This window comes from Paenibacillus sp. SSG-1 (genome assembly GCF_002224835.1).
Classification (GTDB): domain Bacteria; phylum Bacillota; class Bacilli; order Paenibacillales; family Paenibacillaceae; genus Paenibacillus_AQ; species Paenibacillus_AQ favisporus.
Map to the genome: position 1 here is coordinate 3,077,509 of NZ_MBRK01000001.1, position 18,890 is coordinate 3,096,398.

Sequence of the window (18,890 nt, forward strand, 5' to 3'; positions counted from 1 at the left end):
CTCCCCAAGATTATGGCTTCACGAAAACCGTTTTGATGGAAGTGAAAAATTCGATGGCCGCCTGCCCCTGTTCCCTGGAGTGCGAGCTCGACATTTTCATCCCGCCGAACGGGGCCTGCAGCTCAACACCAGCTGTTTCCGCATTCACCCGGACCAGCCCAGCATCCATGTCCTGAATAAAGGACAGCATGGCGCCTATATTTTGCGTATAGATGGAGGCACTCAAGCCATAATCGCTATCGTTGGCCGTCGCTATCGCTTCTTCAAGGCTGTCCACGGCAATCAGGGCAAGCACTGGACCAAAAATCTCCTCCCGGGCAATGGACATCTGAGGAGTCACCCCGTCAAATACGGTCGGCTGGACATAGAACCCGTCCTCAAGTGCCGGGCCGCTCGCCCTTGCCCCTCCGGTCAGCAATACGGCTCCTTCATCCAGCCCTTTTTGGATGTAGTGCAGCACAGTTTCCAGCTGCCTTTCATTAGCGCAGGGCCCCATCCAGGTCTCGGCTAACATGCCGTCACCAAGCCGAATGCCCTCGATTTGGGACAGCAGCTTCGCTTTAAATGCTTCATACACTTCGCGTACAACGATCACCCGGCTGGTCGCCGTGCACTTTTGACCGGTGGATTTCAAGCCGCCGCTGATCGTCGCTTCCACCGCCAAATCCAGGTTTGCATCCCCGGCGACAATAATCGGGTTTTTGCCGCCCATCTCGAGCTGGTACTTGGCTCCTCGGGCCAGTGCGGCCGCGCCGACGCGCTTCCCAACTTCGTTGGAGCCCGTGAAAGTGATTCCGCCCACGTCCGGATGCTCCACAAGCGCCGAACCGACCACCGAACCGCTGCCGCATACAAGATTGAAGACACCCGCCGGAATTCCCGCCTCCTCGAAGCATTCGGCCAATTTGGCTGCGGTCACCGCCGTTTCCTGGGCCGGTTTCAACACAACGGTGTTGCCGTATATCAGAGCCGGCGCAGTCTTCCAGAGGGGGATGGCTACGGGGAAATTCCACGGGGCGATCACACCGACAACCCCCAGCGGCACCCGGGTCGTGAACATCAGCGCCTCGCTGTCCGTCGAAGGTATCACGTCACCGGACTTGCGCATCCCCTCACCGGCGTAGTACCGCAAGATAGCGACCCCGCGCATCGTCTCCCCCTTGGCTTCCGTCAGCGTCTTGCCCATTTCTCTTGTCATTGCCTCGGCAACCTCATCAGCCCGCCGTTCCAATACGCTGGCCGCACGAAACAGGATGTTGCCGCGTTCCGATCCGGGCAGGCTGCGCCAAGCCCGCCGGGCTGCTGTAGCTGCTGCGACGGCTCGGTTCACATCCTCTTCTGTGGAAACCGGTACATAACCGACCACTTCATGGCGATTGGCGGGGTTGATGCTGGGCTCCGTTTGTCCGGTGGAAGCCTCCGTCCATTCTCCATTGATGAAATTGCGATAAATCTGTTCTCCCTGGAATGCTGTCATTACAATCTCCTCCCCAAATACCTAGTTTGATATAACGTGGTTCACCAACGTCCCGATCCCGCTAATCGAAATCTCGATGCGGTCGCCGGGAGCAAGCGTGAAGTCGGCCGGCGGCACAATAGCTGTGCCCGTCAACAGAACGGTACCGTCAAACAAATCGTTGTCCGCCGCCAGGAAGCGGACCAGCTCATCCAGCTTGCGGTTTAACTGACTTGTGCTTGCCTCACTTTCCACCACAACGAGGCCTTCGCGGTAAATCTGACAAACGATGCTGAAATCGTAGGGGTCTTCCACGGTATCCGCGAGCCGGATTGCGGGCCCGATCGAGCAGGACTTCCGCCATATTTTTGCCTGCGGCAGATAAAGCGGGTTCTCCCCCTCGATATCGCGGCAGCTCATGTCATTGCCAGCCGTGTATCCCACGATGGTCCCGTCGCCAGCAAGCACCAAGCCAAGCTCCGGCTCGGGGATTTGCCATACTGAATCACTGCGCAGCGTTACATCCTGATTCGGTCCGACCGTGCGTGCTGCCGTGGATTTCAAAAATATTTCTGGTCTCACGGCGTCATAGACTTTGTCGTAGAACGTCTCCGCATCCATTCTTCCGCCAGTGGCTTCATAATTCCTCGCCTCCCGGCTGCGCTGATAGGTGACACCGGCTGCCCAGACCTCCGGCGCATCTACTGGAGTAAGCAGCTGCAATGACGGCCATGCGGCAGTCAGCTCATTTTGCGGTGTAATAGCGCTTTCAACAATTCGGACAGGTGAAACGCCTTTCGCCCTGGCCTCATCGATCAACGATATCAAATCAGAGTGAGGCAATGGATAAGCCCTCTCATCATCCGTAACCGCCGCGAGTCTCGTCTGCCGTCCGTCCAAATATCGAATAATTCGCATTCAATATTGCCCCCAATTTCTCCCTATAAGGGTTGATAATACTACCATATCATCGCCTTTGACCCTTGACGATACGCTAATCTTCACTTCGATTTACCCTTTTCACGCATTTCTTTTCCGGAAGGATCAAGCTATAATCGTAACAAATTGACAACTAAACTTGTACCATACAGAGGAGGGTATCGCCGTGACCGAGCTTCCCGGAGTCTATGTTGGCCGTCTTCCCGATGTCCGTATGTCATTTCAGCTGTTGGGGCTGCATGCGCGAAAAGTGGATTCCCGCTGGACCTATCCTTCCCACGAGCATCCCATGTACGAGATCCACTGGGTCGTGGAGGGAGAAATGGACATGGTGATTAATGGGCGAAAATACCGGCAGTCCCGGGGGGACCTGCTATTCATCCATCCGGGTATGACGCATTCCTGCACCCGTGCCGGATCCCAGGGTTTCACCTACTTTTCCGTTCACTTCAGCGTAGACGATACATCCTTTTGCAAGGAGCTCAACCGCTGCAAGGAATTTTATTATCCGTCAGACTCGCCGTTGGTCCAGGGGCTGTCTCCGTCTCTATCGACGCTGTACCGTCTTGCGGCAGAGCACCTGCGCAGCCCGCTCCCAACATCCAAACAGATGAAGGTCCATGCAGCTGTCTTCGAGCTTCTTGGATCCCTGGTTGGCCAACTGTCAGAGACTGCAACCGTCGCCCGATCCAAAAAGGAATCACTTGCCCAGCAGATCGCCGAGCAAATAGAAGATTCCGTAAAATACATTCTCCTTCACGGAGAGATTCGGGAAAACGAACGAACCTGGATTCAGGACATTGCCAAGTCGGTTCATATGAGTCCTTCGCAAGTGAACCGCATCTTTAAGCAGATCTACGGGAAAGCCCCGCGTAAGTTTATGTCCGAAACGCTGCTGAACGAAGCACAGCGTTTGCTGCTGCAAACCGATTTGGGGATCGACCACATCGCCATGATTCTCGGGTATAAAACCAATTCGCATTTCAGCCGCCAGTTCAAGCGGTGGACGGGGATGGCTCCCAGCGAGTACCGAAACCAAGTCCAGCAGCAGCCTCTAGCTTATGAGCCGGATCAGTAACTCAATAATCATATCCTATAATCGGCTTCCTCTATGATCCGGTCATAAGTTTTTAAACAGTCACAAGCAATTAAAGTGTTACTTCATTACTCATTCGTTTGGTGAACGTGTAGGAACGGCCGGCTTCTCCCTCAAATGAAACGGGATCTAGACCAGGTGATTCCAGACGGCATGGACCGGAAACCGCGCAGGTTACGACCGCTTCGGTAACCTGGCCCTTCGTCCAAGTGAAATCCACGGTGAAGCCGCCCCGAGCGCGCAGCCCTCTGACTTCCCCATCGCTCCAGTTGTCAGGCAAAGCGGGCAGAAGCCGGATCAAACCGTTGTGGCTCTGCAGCAGCATCTCGGCAATGCCCGCCGTGCCGCCGAAATTACCATCGATCTGGAACGGCGGATGGTTGTCGAACAGGTTCGGCAGCGTAGAATGACGGAGCATCGCTCTTACATTTTCATAAGCCTTGTCCGCATCCAGCAGCCGGGCCCAGAAGTTGATAATCCACGCCCGGCTCCAGCCGGTGTGTCCACCGCCGTTAGCCAGCCTGCGTTCCAGCGTCGTCCGGGCCGCTGCGGCCAGCTCCGGCGTGGAATCCACGTTAATGCCTTCGCCCGGATAAAGCCCGAATAGATGGGAGATATGGCGGTGTCCCGGCTCCACCTCCTCGTAATCCTCCATCCACTCCTGGATTTGTCCATGTCTGCCGATTTGCGGTTTGGGCAGCCGCTTCAAGGCGGCAGCGAGCTCCTCTCGGAACGCCTCATCTCTTTCAATGATTTCCCCGCTGCGGATGCAAGCTTCAAACAGCGCTTCGATGATCTGAAAATCCATGGTGGCCCCGGCACAGAGAACTCCTGTTTCGCCATTGGGGAGTCTGTAGCTGTTCTCAGGGGAGACCGACGGACAAGTCATCAGGCGTCCCTCGTTGTCCTCGATTAAATAATCGAGCAGGAACAACGCTGCCTCTTTCATCGTCTCATAGGCACGCGCAAGAAAATAACGATCCTGGCTGAAGCGATAATGCTCCCATAAATGCAGGCACAGCCAGGCAGCGCCCATCGGCCAGAATGATGCCGGAAGATATGTATCCTGCGGCGCCGTATCCGCCCAAATATCCGTATTGTGATGCGCCGTGAATCCCCGGCAGCCATACATGACGCTCGCCGTGACCCGTCCGGGCTCACGCATCCTTTCGATCAAATCGAACAATGGCTCATGGCATTCGGACAGATTGCAGTTTTCCGCCGGCCAGTAGTTCATCTGCGTGTTAATATTGATCGTGAATTTACTGTCCCAAGGCGGAGTAAAGCTATCGTTCCAGATCCCTTGAAGGTTCGCAGGCAGGGAACCCGGCCGGCTGGAGGAAATAAGCAAATATCGGCCAAATTGAAAATACGTTTCGAGCAGCCCGTTATCCTCTTCGCCCTCCCGGAACCGATTCAGTCTTTCATCGGTCGGCAGCGCGTTTTTGCCTGGACTTTCCGGCAGCCTCAGGGTAACCCGCCCGAACAATTCAAAGTAATCCTTCACATGCCGGGCAAGCAGCTCGGCATAGGAAACCTGGCTCAATTCCTCTAACTGTCGTTTGCCGTAAAGCACCGGATCGGGATGCCGGAAGGTGGTACCCGCGGCAATCATCAGCGTAACCGCATCCGCATTTTCAACCAATAAATATTCGCCTATGGTCTTGCACACTCCGCCTTCTGGAAGCGCCTTCACGATGGCGCAAAACGAGCTGCCTTCTTTGCCGCCGCATTCCCCTTGCATCACAAGTCCCTGCTGGCCCCATTTTTCCGTCTTCTCCATGTATCTCCAGTTTCGGCGGTTAAACCTTGCCTTTAAGGAAAGTGCCCCCTTCTTGTCAGCGGAAATCCGCATCATGATCGCCTGATCCGGGTAACTGGCAAACAGCTCACGGATATACCGGACATCTCCGATCCGGTAGCTGACCCGGGATACGCCGCGCTCCAAATCCAGCTCCCGTACGTAATCCACGGCCTTCTCATGATGATCGAACGAAATCAGAAGATCGCCGAGCGGCAAGTAGTGTCTCTGCGATTCGGGCAGCCCCGCCATCGTCATCCCCGCAAGTGCCTCCGCCTCCTTCAGGCGTCCCTCCATAATCAGTTTGCGGATTTCCGGCAGATGCGCCAGGGCGTCTTCGTTATTGCGATCACGCGGACCGCCATACCATACAGAATCTTCGTTCAGCTGCAGCTTCTCCTCGGTTATTCCACCAAAGATCATGGCGCCGAGCCGGCCGTTCCCAATCGGCAGTGCCTCGTTCCACTCTGCGGCAGGCTTGAGGTACCATAATCGCTGTTTCTGTTCCACGGTCTCCGTGGGATTCGTATTCGTCATGCTTTTCCTCCAATCCGCCTCACTGGCGAAAAAATGGTGTGTTCAATCCAGTTCAATCAACGTTTTAATGACCATGAGTCATCTCCCAGTTTAGCAGCTTTCCTTAGAATCCACCTCTATATTATCCATATCATCTGTTTCACGGTAGGCACCCGGTGTGATCCCTGTATACTTTTTGAAGACTTTGGTGAAATAATGTTTATTTTCAAACCCCGCCCGCCGACCGACCTCGCTTACGGAAAGATGCCGATGCGTCCTCAGCAATTTCTGCGCTTCCTTGATCCGAAATGCGTTCAAATAATTAACAAACGTGTCTCCTGTCACCTTCTTGAACAGGCTGCTGATGTAATTCGGATGAAGGTTCATCAAATCGGCAAGGTGATCCAAGGAAAGATCGTTCATAAAATTCGTTTGCGTGTAAGCAAGAATGCGTTTCGTGTGCCGTTCACAGTCGGAGTCGGCTTCGGAAGGCAGCTCTTCATCGATAAGTGCTAGCAGCTTAGCAATTTCGTCTTTGTCCAGCGGCTTAAGTAAATAATCCACGACGCCGCTGCGCAGTGCTCTTCTTACGTATTCAAATTCGTCATAGCCAGTCAGAATAATAAACCGCTTACATAGCCCGTTCCCTTTCGCCTCCTCCATCAACTCGAACCCGTTTTTTTCCGGCATATGAAGATCCGTTACCGTGACATCCGGCATAAAACCCTTCATGACTTCAAGAGCCTCAAAAGCGTTGCCTGCCTCTCGCACCTCCGTACCGAGCGGAGCCGCGTCCTTGATGACCTTGACTAATCCCTCAAGAATAATCGGCTCATCATCTACAATCAATAGTTTCATCGTTAACCGCCGCCCCTTTCGTTATGATGATTGTGAGACATGTTCCCACTCCTTGCTCACTATCAATAACCAGCCGTGAATCACCGCCGAAAAAGGATTTCACCCGTTCGCTGACGTTAATCAGGCCCACACCACCGCCCTCGGTCTCTCTGCTGGAATAGTTGTCACTATCCCCCATGAGCAGTGAACGTAGCCTGGACAGCTTGTCCTCCGGCATGCCTGCCCCACTGTCAGATATGGAGATCCGAACTTCGTCCGCCGTTTCATACGCACGCAGCCTGATATAGACGGGCCGAAGTGTTGCTGCAGCTCCGTGGACGATGCTGTTCTCGATCAAGGGCTGGAGCATAAACCGGGGACAATCAATCCGATCTGCATCCACATCGATGTCCAGATCGTAGCTCAGTCTGTTTCGGAGCCGCATCTTGTGAATCTTCAGATAGAAGATGACCGTCTCGATTTCCTGGGCGAGAACCGTATGATCCTCCTTGGAGGACAAGCTGTAACGCATCAGCTTCCCGAACCAAAAGGAAATGTCGGCTACCTCCTTATCGTTATTGGACTCGGCCAGCATTCTGATCGTTTCGAGCGTATTATAAAGAAAATGCGGTTTGATTTGAGCCTGAAGCACTTTATAGGCTGCTTCTTTATTTCGCAGCTCAGCCCGGTGGACATTGTTAATCAATTCGTCCATCCGCTGAATCATCGAATTGTAAGTCATGATCAGAAAGCCAATCTCATCCAGACGGTTCGGACTGTCGTGCTTGCTGATATACGGTCTCATATTGTTGTCGTCCAGGTTACGCATGTGTCTGGCCAGGCGAAGAATGCGCTTGGTGATTGTGGAAGCGAGTACATAATACGCTAGCGACAATGCCGCCAAAAAAACGATGACGGTTGAGATCAGAATCATCTCTTTGCGCTTGATCGCGTGAAACACGACGTCTACTTTTCCAATCACAACAACTCTGACCCCAAGCTCCTCAAAGGAGAGCTGATTCACGATCGTTTTCCGGTTAATGAAATAAGGCTTATTGTCACTTCCGCCGAGCAGTTTGAGCGTCTCCTCATCCATTCCGGAAGCCGTGTCCTCCGCTGCCTCCTCACCAAACGGTAACAGGATCGCCTCCCAGTCACCTTCTATGCCGATAGCCTTGTAAAATTTCTGCATAAGACTGCCGCCAATGCGCAGCTCCAGAAGCCCAACAATTTCGGTAAACTCCGGGTTATAAATGTTCTGATAAAAAGCAAGCCGCGGTTCCTGAGCCTCCGGACTTTGGACAATCCATCCTCCTTGACCGGGTTTTAATGAACTTGCTATCTTCTTGCCCTGTGCATCAAGAGAGGACATATCGAGAAACCGGTCGGTAATTCGAAGCGCTTGTTTCTTGGTTTTATAGATTCGAAGCGACTCGATTTCCGGATTGGCAAATAGCGATTGTGTCATGATCGGACTGATATAACGGTTGTAGGCATATATGCTTTCGGCGTCGGATCCATAAACTCCGCCCAGGTAGTCCGTGACATACGGGTTATATTGCAGCAAGCGATGGACGGATTCGATGCGGGTCAAATCCGCTTTCATATTTGCCTTGGCCTGCTCCAGGATCTTTTGCCGGCTTTCTACGAATTGCTGGGTCAGATTGCCGTAGATTTGTACGTAGTAGTAATATCCAAACGTAACGACCGGGATAAAGACAAAGAAAATATATCCGATAATAATTTTGCGCACGATACTCACGGTCTTGAATCCCCCCGCTGCCGGTTTATTTCTACTAAACGTACCATGAGCAAGCAAAATCCGGTAGAGATTTTACGTCCCTACCGGTTTTTAATGGCATCGTGTTACTCAAACAAACTTTTCTTCTTCTGGTATGTCTCATTTGCCCAATCGACAAGCTGCTGCAAGCCCATATTCTCGGCGGTCTTCACCATGTTCTCGTAGTTGGCAACCGCCTCTTCTTCGGATTTCGCCAAGTAAATCTTGACCTTCTCATTCTTGATCATCTCGTCGATTTTTGTTTTGAGCGTCTTTTCTTTGGAATCCGGCTGCGTTTGGATAAGACCGATCGCCGGTTTATAGGTCGTGATGGCCTTCGTCTCCATTAAAGCCTGTGTTTTCTGCGCTCCGGGAACATAGGACAACATGCCTTCGGTGACCCCGTCATTGTACAAGTACCACCATTTGATTCCGTTGCCGTTAACGAAATCGGCATCCGATGGGTCGTATTTCAGATTTGGATAACCCGCTTCATTCCAGGTCCAATGTTCGCCTTCGACACCAAACATGGTCAATTTTTTGCCTTCGTCGCTTGCCAGGTATTGAATAAACTTGATGGATGCTTCCGGATCCTTATTTTTCTTCGTGATGAAGGTACCCGCAAATCCCAGGCCCGTACTCACGGCTTTGGCATCCTTCGACAAAGCGCTCGGAAGCATTTTCAACGTAAAGGCGCCCCCGTTACTCTTGATTTTATTGTTGTCCGCTTCCGCAGCGGAAACGGTGTAGCCGTGAGCAAAAGCTTTGCCGCTTGTCACATATTGATCGTCAATCTGATCATTCGCAAAAGCAAAATTTTCCGCGAGAATGTATCCGTTGCGATATAAGCTGTTCATAAACTTGAAATACTCCAGCATCTTCGGTTGTCTGATCGCATAATCGATTTTGCCGTCTCGTTCATACCAGCCGTCAATGAGCGCTTCTGTGCCGAACTGCTGCATAAAGTACTGCTCAACCCATTCCTTATCCAGAACCAGCGGAACCATCTCCGGGTGCTTCTGCTTGACCATGCCTAAAACTTTTACAAAATCGTCCAGCGATTGGATCGGCGGATTGCCGAGCTCCTTCAGAATATCTTCCCGAACGGCAACACCTGGATGGCCGTCGCTGCCAATCGAATATTTGTTTTGAGCCATTTCCTCCTGCGTAGCGAAGGAATTCCGCACCGTATAGAAATTGCCGTCGTCCATCGTATGGATCGCGATTCTCGTTTTGTCGATTTTGAAATCGGGCGCATATTTTTCGATCAACTCATTCCAGGGATAGGACAGCTTCGAGTCCGACAGCCGATCGATGTTAGCATACGTGAAGACGAGGTCGGGCAAATCTCCTGAAGCGATCATCAGCGGCAGCTGCTTATCGTCGGTTGCTACCGTGACATTCAGCTTGACTCCTGTCTTTTCGGTGATCTTCTCGGCTACCGGGCCTTTCCATTCCTTAACGGGATACCACGGCGCATCGATAAACAGCGATAATTCCTTCACGCCGCCTGATAATGCCGACGAATCACCGTTCTGCTTCACGGCCGAGTCCCCGCCGTTACCGTTGCCGCCGCAGGCAGACAGCATTGTAAAGGCAAGAACCGCAGACAGTGCCGCAGCGAGCAGCTTATAGCTCTTCATTGTTTTCAAGTGTACCCCTCCAATGGATTTACTGGTATTTTAATGTAAGCGGTTAAATATAGAAACAACGATTTACCCTTTTACAGATCCTAACATAATTCCATGCACAAAATATTTTTGCAGAAAAGGGTATACGCATATGATCGGCACGATGGAGATGACCATCGCCGTCACCTGCAGCGAGAAGCTCGTCACGCCGGCCGAAGCCGAGGCGCTGTTTGCTACAGCGATGGAATCCAGCGGCGTGTTGCTCTTGTTGATCACTTCCATCATCCGGAAGGTAAGCGTTCGCAAGTTTTCCGATTGCACGAAATAGGCGGAGTCCAGCCATGAATTCCATTGGCCGACGCCCATAAATAATGCCATCGTGGCGAGTACCGGCGTCGAGACCGGCAGGATGATCCGAAAAAAGATCTTGAGTTCGCCAGCGCCGTCGATATGCGCCGATTCTTTGAGTTCGCCCGGGATTTCGCGGAAGAACGAGATGGCAATGAGCAGGAAAAACGTGTTGAGCATGGACGGCACGATGTATACTGCAAATGAATTAAGCAATCCGATCGAGCGCAGCACGACATAATAAGGAATCAATCCGCCGGAAAAGTACATCGCGAAAATGATGACCGTAAAATACGTTTTGCTGAACAACAAATCACGGTGCGAAAGGGCGTAAGCGACCAGGCTTGTCAGCAGCAGTCCCAATGCCGTACCCGATATCGTCCGGGCAACCGTGACCAAAAAGGCTCGATACCACTTCGGATCTTCCAGAAAAATTTTGTAATTTTCCAGAGTTACGTTTCGGGGCCACAAATAAATGCCTCCCAGGAGCGTATCGGAGCCTTTGTTGAACGAGGCGATGAATACATAATAGAATGGATACAGCATGATGAGCATCAATATAAACAACATAATATAAATGAAGCTATCAAAAATAACATCCTTCTGTCTTTGGCTCTTCAGCACCACCAGCCCTCCTTTTTAGAATAAGCTTGATCCCGACACCCGCTTGGCAATGAAGTTACTGGAAAATATCAAAATGACGGAGATAACGGACTGAATGAGATCGATTGCTGCCGCGTAGGAGAATCGCCCGTCACTCAGACCAACCTTGAATGCGTACGTCTGAACAATTTCCGATGTCGGATTGTTGATACTGTTGCCGTATAAGTAGGCTTGTTCGAAGTTGGAGCCGACCAGGCCGCCTCCGAGAATACTGCCAATGGTCAACACCAGCACGACGACGATCGTTCCTCTGATTCCCGGAAGGGTGATATATCGGATCCGTGCCAGCCTTCCGGCACCATCCATCTCGGCAGCTTCGTAAAGCGAAGGATTAATCCCCGTGATGGCGGCCAGGAAGATGATCGTCCACCAGCCCATTTCCTTCCAAATCGCACTGCCGACGGCAAGCCCCCAGAAATAGTTCGGACTCGTCAAAATGTTGAGCGGTTTGTCAATCAGCCCGGTTTCGACCAGGGCCCGGTTTACCATGCCAACATCCGCAGACAGGAAGGCGTAGGATACTCCGACGACAACAACCCAGGAAATAAAATGCGGCAGGTAGCTGATCGTCTGAACGAATCGCTTGAACGCCATATTTTTCACTTCATTCAACAGGATCGCAAGCAAAATCGGTGCGGGAAAAGCGAAAATGACCTTCATTAAGCTCAGGACAAGCGTGTTGCGTACAATCGTGGCAAACTGATAATCATGGATGAATTCATCGAAATATTTCAAACCGACCCACTCGCTGGTAAAGATCCCCTTGATACCATTTGAAATACTGTAGTCTTTAAACGCCATAAGAATACCGAACATCGGCGTGTACGAGAAAATCAGCAGAAAGATCATACCCAGCCCTACAAATACATGCAGTACTTTTTGCTTTTTGAACCGCTTCCATATTTGGTGCTGCTGGCCGCCGTGATCCGCAGTTCTCGTAAACTGTGCATCCAAATCCATATGCGCTCCTCCTTTATTGCTAGTCTATCTTCTTGACCCACCTGCTCGTAAGCCAACATTCTTAAGAAAGCGTTGTCATTTTTTAATACTCGGCCCCCATGGCTTTATCATTAAAAGATCACACAAACCAAAAAGCAGTTCCGGAAAATGCTCGGAACTGCTTGCGTTTTTTTTCGGGAAGCTGGTTCCCGGGCGGGCGGCTTACTCTAAAATAAACGAAGCCAGATCCGCGCTTCCGCTGCCTGTGTACGTAAAATATAAAGCCTGTATGCCATCCGGAATGACGAGATCCGTTGAATATTCCGTCCATATATTCGTAAAGTTAACGGGTATTTTTCCGAGTGCCGGGCCGTCCCAAGCCGTTTTAATTTCAAAGTTGCCCTGGCAATAACCACGCACCTTGATTTTCACCTTCCGGATTCCTTGGCAGTCGAAATACTTGAAACCGGCAGTAGCGGAGTCTGTCATGTTAGCGATGTATCCGATCTCTTCGTCTCCGTCTCTTCCCTCCTGCGTGATCTTCGGAAAACGGCTGTCCATCCATGCCCCTGAGCCAAAACCGCCTGTATACAATTCTTCGTCTTTACAGAACAGATTACATGCCAAGTAGGCGTGGTATTCACCGCGACCCAAAAGCGGGCCGTCATTGGGACCGCAAGAGGTCATTTCCACTTGAGGAATCGTTCCATCCTCCCGAATGACGATCGGTTCGATGCAGCCCTGCCGGCTAAAAGCCGTACCGTTGGTATGGCGATGATAAAAAATGAACCATCTATCGTTCATTTCCACAATGCTGCCATGGTTATTACCGCCATAATACATCGGCTTGTCCGCCGGTTTGTAGGAATCGATATGAAGATCATTGTTGCTTATGATGACGCCCTGATAAACGAAGCCTTTTGTCGGATATTTACTGGTGGCATAACATAATTCATGCATGACAATCGATGAATAAACAAGATAATAGGTATCACCTTTCTTACGGATAGAGGGAGCCTCAAAAAATTCATGTCCTTCAAACCCGCTTCCCATACTGTGAGGTTCACTTGGGGCGACAAATACAGGTTCCTCCACAATGGTAAGCATATCTTCACCAAGCACCGTGGCCATTGCGCCATGTCTGGATTTATCCTTGGGTGCACAGAAGCCGGTATATAAGTACGTCTTCTTCCCTTCTGTCAATACACCCGGATCAAACTGGGGCTCGTCTCCTTCTCTTTCGCCCAAACGTGTACCGTCCGCGTACCTTACGTATCCGTAAAATTCATACTTTCCAGCAGGTGTTTCGCAGACGGCAACCGATACAACCGGAACCTTATCCAGGACATAATAAAGATAATAACGACCATCCGGTCCGACGGTGACGTCGGGCGCATAAAGACACATTCTGCCATCAGGATTTAGCGGGTCATCCGTTTTGGTGTAGATCACGCCTTCGTACCGCCAGTCGCCAAGATCATTCACGGGTGCCGACCAGCAAGCGTAGTCGTTTAAACAAAACACATGTCCGTTAAAGCGGTCATGCGAGCCGTATACATAAACTCTGTCGTTAAATACGTACGGTTCCCCGTCAGGTATGTATTCCCACGATGGAAGATAAGGGTTTAGCCCTTGTTTTTTCATCATAAACGTTCACTCCTTTAAATATGCCTTCACGCTTCTTCATACGCCGAGCTGCCATCTTTAGCAAAGGAAAAACGGCGGTTGAGGCTGGAATCCTCTTCTAAGTCCAAATATACCGAATACGCTTCTTCCTCAACTCTGAATAGCGGTATGAATTTCGCTTGTTTGACTTGGTCATCGTCAAGGGCAAACTCCAGTTGCTTCTTTTCCGCCCTGACGAATCTTTCGTTGATATTTGCATTTGACATCCCTTGCAAAAGCGAACCTTGCCCGATCTGAGCCAGTAACACGGTGCCAAACATCACCGCTGCCAAACGGTCTGAACCTTGGAGCGGAACCAAATGCAGGGAAGCCTCTATTTCAATTTCAATCGTATCCTGATCCTGAAAAACACGTTGAATCCCGACGTACCCGTTTTCCCTGATAAGTTCGATCGGAGCGGAATTGATTTTTACAGCTTTAACTGCTTTTTCCTTGAGCATTAATTTGAAAGCTGACGGTCCAGCTGCATCAACCACGAGCTTGGACGTAAGCCCATCGGGGAATTCCGTATGCTGTGTGATTGTGACATGCTTTTCTCTCCAAACCACAGCAGACGGAATAAAGGCATTCATCAGCAGAGCATCCCCGCTTTTAAACCAGATATTCTTCTGCAGCTCGCTCATCGCCTCGATGCCTGAGGCGGTACAACACCAGAAGGAATCGTACGGATCGCTGAATTTTTTGATCGCGCAGCTGCCCATCGGCTGGTGGTATTGCGAAAGGCCCGTTTCATCGCTGGCGCTATTCAACACCGCATTGTATTTCAGCGATTCCATATGATCCAGATACTCAACCGCCCCGTACCATTCAAACAACCGCCCCAGAATCCTTTCCGTATTATGCGCGCAGCAACTCTCGCTTTCGCCGCCGGTCAATGCATCTGCCAGCTGTCCGTAGCCTCCCCAGTGCTCCGATTTTTCGGAAACTCCGCCTTTGATAAAATGGGTGGCCTTTGAGCTGTTGTTTCCATTGGCAAAAGTTCTTCCCTTTAAGTAATCATAAAAATTCAAGGCCGCCGTTCGATATTTTTCCTCGCCCGTAAGGTCAAACCGGTGCATTGCCGCTATAATCATCGGCAGGTGAGTGTTTGCGTGCAGATTTTCAAGCACATCCTTGCCGTCCGCAAGATGATCCAGGAAATAATCCCTGTCGAAGAGTTGGGCCAGCTCAAATATTTTGGCATCGCCGGTGATGTCATACAAGGTGTACAGGGCATCGCCGATCCCTCCGTACTCATTTACAGGGTTCACCTTCGTACAACGGAGAATCCCATCGATTTTCCAGAAGGAAAGCTTTTCAAAACGTCCGTGAATGTAGTGGGCCAGATTTACGGAAAGAGCCAGAGCTTTTTCACTGCCGAGATACGCATAGCAGTCGACCAACCCATGGATAATCTTGTGCAGGGTGTAGTACGGCGCCCATACATTTCGATTTTCCTCGAATTCGAGCGTATCGAGCTTCTCCTCTTCGAAAGCACTCAAATATCCGTTAGGCTTAGCGCATAACTCCATCATATCGACGATTTCATTTGCTTTTGATTTCAACCCTTCGTCCTGATCGGCAAAGGCAAATTTGGAACAGGCAGACAGATAATGCCCGACGAAATGTCCTCGGAGACCGCTATCTTCGCTTTCCCACCCGCCCAAGGGCTCCGCGTTGGACGGAAGCCCGGCGTTCATTTTGAACGTATGCATAAGCCGGTTCAGATCAAATTCAACAATATACTTTTTTACAAGTTGTCTGCGAAATGCAAAGGAACTGTCTGTCAACCTTACTTCATCAAGGCGAAAGTTGGTAAACAAACCGGTCACCTCTTTTCCATCGGTTATGATCCATACCATAAAAATGTATGAAACCCGAATTTTATGAATATCACTACTCCTTTCCCTAAGGATGTGATTTAATATAATGATATTATTGTTGTTTTTGAATGATCTAGCATTTAATCGCGTACTATCGTCACTATATTACGATTTTTAGGAGAGCCCAAATGTACGAGCACCGGTACCGAGAAAACAAGCTGCACGGAGTTCCCGGCTTCCCCCTGTATATATACAAAGTGGAGCATCAAGCCGGGGTTCATTCCATTCTCCCCGTCCATTGGCATAATGAGATGGAAATCATTTATTTGTCCAAGGGAACGGCCACATTCCGAATCGAAAGCCGGGAGTTTGCTATCCGTGAAGGAGAAGCGCTCGTCGTTCACCCAGGCGAACTCCATTCGGGAATTAACGATCAAGATATGGGGATATGCTATTACTCGATCGTATTTAAGTTATCCTGGTTGTCTTCGCTCCAAGCGGATCGAATCCAGGAGCTGTTCCTTGGGCCAATCCTGCTTGGGGAACTCCGACTTCCCGACTTATTATCGGTTTCAGGCGGCACGCCTCCCGAATTGTTGAGCTATATAAAACAGATCCTTGTTCGTTACGAGAACCGTTCACCCGCTTACGAGCTGAGCTTGAAGGGCCTTCTCCTGCAACTGATTGCAGATATGTGCCAGTTCAGAATGATGGAACAAAGAGCAGAGCCGCGAAACAGCCCCGGAAACGAATATAACCAGCAAATTAAAAAAGTGCTGGCTTTTATGGAAGAGCATTCTCACGAAAAGCTAGCATTGGATCAGTTGGCTGGTGTAGTTTCTCTCAGCCGCTCCCATTTTTGCAAATTTTTCAAAACGCAGACCGGGATGCGGCCGATGGAATTTCTGAATTTTATCCGCATCAACAAAGCTGCTAATTTGCTGAGCACAGGATCGTACAATGTGCTTGAGGCTGCTCTGGAGTCTGGCTATCAGCATGTCAGTTATTTTTCCAAATGGTTCAGGTTCTATATGAATATGACGCCTTCACAGTTTAAATCCTATTATTCCGGAATGTAGAAAGTAGGATGCTTTTTTCAACATTAGCCTTGAGTTCTTAGCCGCCGCGCCGGCACAATAGGAGGAAAACTTCAAAAAGCCGCAATCATGCGGCTATTCAAATGAAAGGATTTAATGGCACGTACAACTAAATGTTTCTTTGAAGTTTAACCTGACATTCGGAAGTTGTTGCAGTGACGTACTCCATATAATTCACGGAGCCGTTAAAATTCAAATAAGCCTCGTAGCGCATGCGGATTGCGGGTAAAGTAATCAAATCCAGAACATTTTCCTTTGGTACCCACCGGCATTCGCTCGTCTCCTCAGAAGTCGCTAACTCTCCCCCCACAGCTGTACACACGAAATCAAACATGACCTTCGTAGGAACATCGGTTACACCGTCATACCACTTATGGATCGCTGTATTTGAAACCACACTGATTAAATGGCTAACCGTGGCGTCTATTCCACTTTCCTCTTTGATTTCACGGATCACGCCATCCATCAGGTTTTCGCCAACTTCAGTGATTCCCCCAGGATATACCCAACCGTCGTCATGCGCTTTAACTAATAGGATATTTCCCTTTCCATCTTCTACAATACCGCCTGCAGATACGATATGTGTCGGAAACGCCACTTCATGACCTCCTTAGCTTGATGATTTGTCTATGTATTCCTCTTGCTTCATGCACTTTCCTGCTTTTATGGAAAGGATGATATGACCCACAAGTTCGAACCTTGAGCACAGCAAATCATACTTGGGCATATTTTATGAACGCTTCTGTATTTGAGCGAACAAAAAAAGAGTGTATCCAAGTTCAAATTTCGCCTCGGATACACGCCTCTTTTACTTATTAAATCTTCAATCTAAAAATGCTTGTCGTAATGCCTCTAAGCCGTCTTGACAGATCCCATGGAACAGATCAATAGCCTCTTGATCACTGACCCCTGCCGGGGTGAAACTGCCAGACAGCCGTATGTGCCATGTTCATTACTCCCCCATTTATTTCATGTCGATAGGCAGCGGTGCATGGGGTGCTACCAGTTTTTGTTCGCGCATTTCTTCCCAGAAAGCAGCCGGAATGACTGTATTCAATGCAGCTTTGTCTTCTGCAATCCGCTCAGGACGACTTGCACCGGGAATGACGGCTGCAACCGCCGGATTAGCCAGCGAAAATTGTAAAGCAGCCGCCTTGATGCTGATTTGATGACGATCTGCAATATTTTTGATGTTCTCAACTTTTGCCACAATTTCCGGTGTCGCTTTTTGATACTCGAAGTGGGTACCTCCAGCAAGAACACCTGAGCTATAGGGTCCGCCGACAACAATGTCCATCTGATGTTTTACTGCCGCAGGCATAACTCGTTGCAGCGCACGCTCATGGTCCAATAAGGTGTACCGACCAGCCAGCAAAGATACATCCGGCTTGGCTTCTTCCAATTCCAGCATGAGTTCGATCGACTCTACCCGGTTTACTCCAAGTCCCCAGCCCTTAATGACTCCTTCTTCACGTAAACGTGTGAGCGCACGGAATGCCCCGGTTCGGGCCGCTTCAAATTGCGAAATCCACTCATCACCATAAAAGTCTTGCGCCACATCATGGATATAAACAAAGTCCAGACGATCTGTTTTTAAACGTTTCAAACTATCCTCGATCGAGCGAAGAGTCGCATCCGCACTGTAGTCGTTGATGATTTTATTCTTACGGCCGAATTCGAAAAGTCCCCCTTTTTCCCCTAAATCACGTGCAGATGGATCTTCCAATTCATCCGAAATAATTCGGCCTACTTTTGTACTTAAAACGTACTCATCCCGGTTTCTTTTCGACAGTGCTTCACCCAGACGAATCTCCGCCAAGCCAGATCCATACAGCGGAGCTGTGTCAAAGTAACGGATGCCGCTCTCCCAAGCTGCATCTACAGTGGCTATAGCTTCTTCCTCCGGGATATTGCGATACATATTGCCTAGCGGCGCCGTACCAAATCCAATTTTTCCTTGCAGTATATTTCTCATCTAAGATGTCCTCCTAGTATATATAATTCAATTTGATAGTGCATCGATATGGAAACTAATGCCTATTCAAATCAACAAATGTCATTTTTTCGTCTGACAAAGATAGATTATGAAGCATTTAAACAGAGAAGGAAAGTACGCACTTTGAAGTACTATAGGCACCAAAAAGTACTCTACTCCCTACATCCGTCTATTTGTTCTGGTCCTCGGTTTTGTCCGGTAACGTATATCGTAAAAAAACAAATAACCGCAATGATGCGGCTTCTAAGTGTGATACGTACGTGCAAATAAAAAGACAGCCGATCATCATGACGGCCGCCTTCT

General features: G+C 49.8%; 14 protein-coding genes and 1 pseudogene. 2 read left to right on the forward strand and 13 right to left on the reverse strand.

Annotated elements, in window-relative coordinates; translation table 11 throughout:
• Nucleotides 1-10 precede the first annotated feature (10 nt).
• Entirely contained in the window at nucleotides 11-1,477 is a 1,467-nt protein-coding gene (gucD, locus tag BCV73_RS14225; RefSeq protein ID WP_089547618.1) for an alpha-ketoglutaric semialdehyde dehydrogenase GucD, read from the reverse strand.
• Nucleotides 1,478-1,498: 21 nt separating this feature from the next.
• Nucleotides 1,499-2,374: a fumarylacetoacetate hydrolase family protein gene (locus BCV73_RS14230; RefSeq protein ID WP_089547619.1), complete on the reverse strand. Its 876-nt coding sequence runs from the start codon at nucleotides 2,372-2,374 to the stop codon at nucleotides 1,499-1,501.
• Nucleotides 2,375-2,609: 235 nt separating this feature from the next.
• Between BCV73_RS14230 and BCV73_RS14235 the strand changes: the two genes are divergently transcribed.
• Entirely contained in the window at nucleotides 2,610-3,473 is an 864-nt protein-coding gene (locus BCV73_RS14235) for an AraC family transcriptional regulator (protein WP_089550251.1), read from the forward strand.
• Between the two features lie 70 nt (nucleotides 3,474-3,543).
• Here the strand turns inward: BCV73_RS14235 and BCV73_RS14240 are convergent, their stop codons facing one another.
• From BCV73_RS14240 to BCV73_RS14275, 8 genes are all read right to left on the reverse strand, one after another.
• On the reverse strand, nucleotides 3,544-5,829 hold the full coding sequence (locus BCV73_RS14240) for a glycoside hydrolase family 95 protein (RefSeq protein ID WP_089547620.1): 2,286 nt from the start codon (nucleotides 5,827-5,829) through the stop codon (nucleotides 3,544-3,546).
• A 90-nt stretch (nucleotides 5,830-5,919) separates the two neighbouring features.
• Nucleotides 5,920-6,666 (reverse strand): response regulator transcription factor, encoded by a 747-nt coding sequence (locus BCV73_RS14245; protein WP_089547621.1) that lies wholly within the window; start codon nucleotides 6,664-6,666, stop codon nucleotides 5,920-5,922.
• Nucleotides 6,644-8,407 carry a sensor histidine kinase gene (locus BCV73_RS14250; RefSeq protein ID WP_089547622.1) on the reverse strand — a complete coding sequence of 588 codons (1,764 nt, stop codon included), beginning with the start codon at nucleotides 8,405-8,407 and terminating at the stop codon, nucleotides 6,644-6,646. Before BCV73_RS14250 ends, BCV73_RS14245 begins: the two co-directional genes overlap by 23 nt.
• A 104-nt stretch (nucleotides 8,408-8,511) precedes the next feature.
• The gene (locus BCV73_RS14255; protein WP_256993144.1) at nucleotides 8,512-10,068 is read right to left on the reverse strand and encodes an extracellular solute-binding protein; all 1,557 of its coding nucleotides are present in this window, start codon (nucleotides 10,066-10,068) and stop codon (nucleotides 8,512-8,514) included.
• A 72-nt stretch (nucleotides 10,069-10,140) separates the two neighbouring features.
• Nucleotides 10,141-11,028 (reverse strand): carbohydrate ABC transporter permease, encoded by an 888-nt coding sequence (locus BCV73_RS14260; RefSeq protein WP_240913115.1) that lies wholly within the window; start codon nucleotides 11,026-11,028, stop codon nucleotides 10,141-10,143.
• A gap of 15 nt (nucleotides 11,029-11,043) precedes the next feature.
• The gene (locus tag BCV73_RS14265; protein WP_089547625.1) at nucleotides 11,044-12,027 is read right to left on the reverse strand and encodes an ABC transporter permease; all 984 of its coding nucleotides are present in this window, start codon (nucleotides 12,025-12,027) and stop codon (nucleotides 11,044-11,046) included.
• 201 nt (nucleotides 12,028-12,228) lie between these two features.
• Entirely contained in the window at nucleotides 12,229-13,650 is a 1,422-nt protein-coding gene (locus tag BCV73_RS14270) for a family 43 glycosylhydrolase (protein ID WP_089550252.1), read from the reverse strand.
• Nucleotides 13,651-13,679: 29 nt separating this feature from the next.
• The gene (locus BCV73_RS14275; RefSeq protein ID WP_256993145.1) at nucleotides 13,680-15,503 is read right to left on the reverse strand and encodes a glycoside hydrolase family 127 protein; all 1,824 of its coding nucleotides are present in this window, start codon (nucleotides 15,501-15,503) and stop codon (nucleotides 13,680-13,682) included.
• A gap of 179 nt (nucleotides 15,504-15,682) precedes the next feature.
• Between BCV73_RS14275 and BCV73_RS14280 the strand changes: the two genes are divergently transcribed.
• Complete coding sequence (locus BCV73_RS14280; protein WP_089547627.1) at nucleotides 15,683-16,573, forward strand: helix-turn-helix transcriptional regulator; 891 nt, start codon at nucleotides 15,683-15,685, stop codon at nucleotides 16,571-16,573.
• Nucleotides 16,574-16,700: 127 nt separating this feature from the next.
• Here the strand turns inward: BCV73_RS14280 and BCV73_RS14285 are convergent, their stop codons facing one another.
• From BCV73_RS14285 to BCV73_RS14295, 3 genes and pseudogenes are all read right to left on the reverse strand, one after another.
• Nucleotides 16,701-17,189, reverse strand: coding sequence for an NUDIX hydrolase (locus BCV73_RS14285; RefSeq protein ID WP_089547628.1), 489 nt, complete (start codon nucleotides 17,187-17,189; stop codon nucleotides 16,701-16,703).
• Nucleotides 17,190-17,414: 225 nt separating this feature from the next.
• Nucleotides 17,415-17,531: pseudogene (locus BCV73_RS14290) on the reverse strand (SRPBCC family protein); the annotation flags it as partial.
• 24 nt (nucleotides 17,532-17,555) lie between these two features.
• The gene (locus BCV73_RS14295) at nucleotides 17,556-18,566 is read right to left on the reverse strand and encodes an aldo/keto reductase (protein ID WP_076164699.1); all 1,011 of its coding nucleotides are present in this window, start codon (nucleotides 18,564-18,566) and stop codon (nucleotides 17,556-17,558) included.
• Nucleotides 18,567-18,890 lie beyond the last annotated feature (324 nt).

Bases quoted from the DNA above. Each gene is read 5' to 3' on its own strand.
- gucD (WP_089547618.1), bottom strand. From the start codon at position 1,477: ATGACAGCATTCCAGGGAGAACAGATTTATCGCAATTTCATCAATGGA.
- BCV73_RS14230 (WP_089547619.1), bottom strand. From the start codon at position 2,374: ATGCGAATTATTCGATATTTGGACGGACGGCAGACGAGACTCGCGGCG.
- BCV73_RS14235 (WP_089550251.1), top strand. From the start codon at position 2,610: ATGTCATTTCAGCTGTTGGGGCTGCATGCGCGAAAAGTGGATTCCCGC.
- BCV73_RS14240 (WP_089547620.1), bottom strand. From the start codon at position 5,829: ATGACGAATACGAATCCCACGGAGACCGTGGAACAGAAACAGCGATTA.
- BCV73_RS14245 (WP_089547621.1), bottom strand. From the start codon at position 6,666: ATGAAACTATTGATTGTAGATGATGAGCCGATTATTCTTGAGGGATTA.
- BCV73_RS14255 (WP_256993144.1), bottom strand. From the start codon at position 10,068: ATGAAGAGCTATAAGCTGCTCGCTGCGGCACTGTCTGCGGTTCTTGCC.
- BCV73_RS14265 (WP_089547625.1), bottom strand. From the start codon at position 12,027: ATGGATTTGGATGCACAGTTTACGAGAACTGCGGATCACGGCGGCCAG.
- BCV73_RS14270 (WP_089550252.1), bottom strand. From the start codon at position 13,650: ATGAAAAAACAAGGGCTAAACCCTTATCTTCCATCGTGGGAATACATA.
- BCV73_RS14280 (WP_089547627.1), top strand. From the start codon at position 15,683: ATGTACGAGCACCGGTACCGAGAAAACAAGCTGCACGGAGTTCCCGGC.
- BCV73_RS14295 (WP_076164699.1), bottom strand. From the start codon at position 18,566: ATGAGAAATATACTGCAAGGAAAAATTGGATTTGGTACGGCGCCGCTA.